Below are 3,864 nucleotides of genomic sequence, written 5' to 3'. Positions count from 1 at the left end.
CGCCGGCTCCGGCCCGGGCGCCGCGCCGCGCACCGGCCGGGCCGGAGCCCGGTCGAACTCCGGCTCGGAGCCGGATGCCCACTGCGTGGTGGACTGACGGCCGCGCCGGGAGCGCGATCCCCGGGGCTTCGCGGCCACCGGCTCGGGCTCCTCCGCGACCGCGGCGAACCAGTCCGGCGGCCCGTGGTCGTCGTCCTCCGGGCCGCCGCCCACCGTGTCGTACTGCGTCAACGGCTCAGGCCTTGGCCGCCGCCGTCTTCTTCGCCGCGGCCGTCTTGGTGGCGGTCGCGGTGATCGGCTTGGCGGCGCCGTCGGCGGCGGCCTCCGCCCCGCCCTCGGCCGGCTCCTCCAGCTTCGGTCCGATGCCGAGCTTGCCCTTGATCTTCCGCTCGATCTCGTCGGCGAGCTGCGGGTTGTCCCGCAGGAAGTTGCGGGCGTTCTCCTTGCCCTGGCCGAGCTGGTCGCCCTCGTAGGTGTACCAGGCGCCCGACTTGCGGATGAAGCCGTGCTCCACACCCATGTCGATCAGGCCGCCCTCGCGGCTGATGCCCACGCCGTAGAGGATGTCGAACTCGGCCTGCTTGAACGGCGCGGCGACCTTGTTCTTGACCACCTTGACGCGGGTGCGGTTGCCGACCGCCTCGGTGCCGTCCTTCAGGGTCTCGATCCGGCGGATGTCGAGGCGGACCGAGGCGTAGAACTTCAGCGCCCGGCCACCCGTCGTGGTCTCCGGCGAACCGAACATCACGCCGATCTTCTCGCGCAGCTGGTTGATGAAGATCGCGGTGGTGTTCGACTGGTTCAGCGCACCGGCGATCTTGCGCAGCGCCTGGCTCATCAGCCGGGCCTGGAGACCGACGTGCGAGTCGCCCATCTCGCCCTCGATCTCGGCGCGCGGGACGAGCGCCGCGACCGAGTCGATGATCACCAGGTCGATCGCGCCGGAGCGGATCAGCATGTCGGTGATCTCCAGCGCCTGCTCACCGGTGTCCGGCTGGCTGACCAGCAGGGCGTCGGTGTCCACGCCGAGCTTCTTGGCGTACTCCGGGTCGAGCGCGTGCTCCGCGTCGACGAACGCGACCGTGCCGCCGGCCTTCTGGGCGTTGGCGGCCAGGTGCAGGGTCAGGGTGGTCTTACCGGAGGACTCGGGGCCGTAGATCTCGATCACTCGGCCGCGCGGGATGCCGCCGACCCCGAGGGCGACGTCCAGGGCGGTGGACCCGGTGGAGATCACCTCGACCGGCTCGTTGGCCTTCTCGCCGAGGCGCATCACCGAGCCCTTGCCGAACTGCCGCTCGATCTGGGCGAGAGCGGTCTCCAGGGCCTTCTCGCGGTCCGTACCTGCCATGGCTTTTTCCCTCGGGTTCTGTGCTGTGCGCTTCATCGTCCTCGACGCTAGCGCGTCCCACTGACAAACGAGCCCGAGCGGGCTCGGCCTGTGGAAAACTCCTCGCCGGAGAGTACAAAGAACATCTGTTCGATTCAAGCGTCGCACGTCCGGGCCACGCCGCCCCCGAGGACACCCCGGGGACGGCGCCCCGCGTCACTCCCCGCGCCCCCCGTCCCCGCCGACCATCCGGCGCAGCCGCCGGGCCGCCTCCCGGCGCAGCTCCCGCCGGGCCCGCCGCTGCTCTCCCCGGTCGATCCGCGGATCGGTGGCCACCTCGTACCGCCGCACGTACGTCCCCACGAACCCCTGGAGCGTCGCCGCCGCCGGGATCGCGATCAGCGCGCCCACCGCACCGAGCAGCGCCGCGCCCGCGATCACCGAGCCGAAGGCCACCGCCGGGTGCACGTCCATCGTCCGCGCGGTGATCCGCGGGTGCAGCAGGTAGTTCTCGATCTGCTGGTAGACCACCACGAAGACCAGCACCCAGAGCGCGTCCACCGGCTCCACGGTCAGCGCCACCAGGACCGGCAGCGCCCCGGCCAGGTAGGTCCCGATGGTCGGCACGAACTGCGACATGACGCCGGCCCAGACCGCCAGCGCCGCCGCGTACGGCAGGTCCAGCAGCTCGAACATCACCCAGTGTCCGATGGCCGACGCCACCGCGAGCAGCGCCCGGGAGTACAGGTAGCCGCCGGTCTTGGCGAGCGCGATCTCCCAGGCCCGCAGCACCTCGCCCTGCTTCGCGGGCGGCAGCAGCGAACAGACCGTCCGTCGCACCCGCGGGCCCTCGGCGGTGAAGTAGAAGGTGAACAGCCCGACCGTGAAGGCCTGGAAGAGCCCGCCGATCACGGTGGACGAGACGCCCCAGACGTTGTCGGCGGCCTGCTGGGCGTAGTTCTCGATGGTGCCGGAGTCCTTGAGCAACCGTTTCTGCAACTCGCCCAGCGAGACGTCCTGGTGAAAGGTCCGGTTGATCCAGCCGATCAGGTTGTCGACCAGGTGCGGCAGGTCCCCGGCGATCTTCGCCACCTGGTCGACCAGCAGCGTGCCGAGCGCGGCGAGGAAGCCCACCACCGCGACCCCGACCGCCACGAACACCAGGAAGGTCCCCACCCCCCGGCGCACCCCCCGCGCCGCCATCCGGTCCACGGCCGGCTCCAGCGCCAGCGAGAGGAAGAAGGACACCAGCAGCATCACGAACAGGTCGACCAGCTGCCGGAACGCCCAGTCGGCGAGCTGGAACAGCCCCACCAGCACCAGGAACAGCACCATCGCCCGAGGCAGCCAGCGCGGCATCCCGCCGCCCCACAGCCCCCCACCCGCCGGAGCGCCGTCGGCACCCCGCTCCACCCCGTCCGAATTCTTCTGTTCTGCGCTACTTGTCACTCGAACAGTCTGTCCCATGCCACCCGGGCGCCGGCACTCAGCGCAGCACGCCGGAGACCCCCTGGGTGTCGCAGACCACGCGCCAGACGTCCTTGGCCTCCCAGCCCGCCTCCAGCGCCTGCCGCACCGTCCGTCCGTCCAACTCGCTCATCACGTGGTCGGTCGCGAACGACTCCGCGTACGCCTCCCCGAAGTGCGCGTACATCCGTCGCCAGAACTCCGTCAGCCTCATGCCCCCAAGTATCCCGGAAACCCCCGCCCCCACCCCGCCGGTCAACGGGGCACCACCACCAACCCCGCCCCGAAGTACTGCCGCTCCCCACACCCGTGAGGCCCCGCAGGACACCCCGAAGCCGCCGCCCCCGCCAACGCCCCCGCCAGCCCGTCCGACCCCAGCTCCGGATGCAGCGCCGCCGCCACCGCCAACGCCCCGGTCACATGCGCAGCCGCCATCGAGGTCCCCGCCAGCGCCGCGTACTGCCCTGCCGGCCAGTCGGAGACGATCGCCTCCTGCGGCCCACCGTCCGGTTCACCCCCCGGCGCAGCCAGCGAGACCCGCCCGCGCCCGTAGTTGGAGTAGCCGGCCGGGCGCCCGTCCCGGTTGACCGCGGTGACGGTGACCACCCCGGGCAGCTCGCCGGGCAGCCTCACGCACTCGGTGCCCAGGTGCCGGACGGGGGCGGGCCCCGAGACCCGGTCGTTGGGGCTCCGCTCGTCGGTCCGCGAGGCGCCGAGGTCCTGCCCGTCGTTGCCCGCCGAGGCGACCACCACCGCGCCCTTCCGCTGCGCGTACCCGACGGCCCGCCCGACGGCCGCGATCAGCGCGGCCTGGTCCCGGTCCTCGGGACAGTTGTACTTCCACGGGTCGGCGAAGTAGCTGTTGTTGATCGCCTTGGCCCCGTGGTCGGCGGCCCAGAGCATGCCGCAGACGATGTTCTCCGCGTAGTACTGCCCGAGCGGCCCGAGCAGCCGGACGGCGGCGATCCGCACGCCCGGCGCGACCCCGGTGACGCCGTGGCCGTCGCGGGTGGCGCCGACGATCCCGGCGACGTGCGTGCCGTGCCCGCTCTCGCCCACCCCGGGGTCCG

At 72.2% G+C, this 3,864-nt stretch carries 5 protein-coding genes; all 5 read right to left on the bottom strand.

Annotated elements, in window-relative coordinates; translation table 11 throughout:
- On the bottom strand, positions 1-231 hold a 231-nt coding region (locus tag KS423_RS40615; protein WP_374120143.1), incomplete at its 3' end, for a hypothetical protein.
- A gap of 4 nt (positions 232-235) precedes the next feature.
- The gene (recA, locus tag KS423_RS40610; RefSeq protein WP_224284746.1) at positions 236-1,348 is read right to left on the bottom strand and encodes a recombinase RecA; all 1,113 of its coding nucleotides are present in this window, start codon (positions 1,346-1,348) and stop codon (positions 236-238) included.
- Between the two features lie 195 nt (positions 1,349-1,543).
- Positions 1,544-2,776 carry an AI-2E family transporter gene (locus KS423_RS40605; protein ID WP_374120142.1) on the bottom strand — a complete coding sequence of 411 codons (1,233 nt, stop codon included), beginning with the start codon at positions 2,774-2,776 and terminating at the stop codon, positions 1,544-1,546.
- Between the two features lie 37 nt (positions 2,777-2,813).
- Positions 2,814-3,008, bottom strand: a complete 195-nt coding sequence (locus tag KS423_RS40600; RefSeq protein WP_224284745.1) for a DUF3046 domain-containing protein — start codon at positions 3,006-3,008, stop codon at positions 2,814-2,816.
- Between the two features lie 41 nt (positions 3,009-3,049).
- On the bottom strand, positions 3,050-3,864 hold an 815-nt coding region (locus tag KS423_RS40595), incomplete at its 5' end, for a S8 family serine peptidase (RefSeq protein WP_263455756.1).

Origin of the sequence: Streptomyces sp. LS1784, from assembly GCF_020103755.1 — a bacterium.
In the GTDB taxonomy this organism is placed as follows: domain Bacteria; phylum Actinomycetota; class Actinomycetes; order Streptomycetales; family Streptomycetaceae; genus Kitasatospora.
The sequence above is the reverse complement of the archived record's forward strand: the minus strand, read 5'-3'. Positions and strand labels throughout refer to the sequence as shown.

Bases quoted from the DNA above. Each gene is read 5' to 3' on its own strand.
- recA (WP_224284746.1), bottom strand. From the start codon at position 1,348: ATGGCAGGTACGGACCGCGAGAAGGCCCTGGAGACCGCTCTCGCCCAG.
- KS423_RS40600 (WP_224284745.1), bottom strand. From the start codon at position 3,008: ATGAGGCTGACGGAGTTCTGGCGACGGATGTACGCGCACTTCGGGGAG.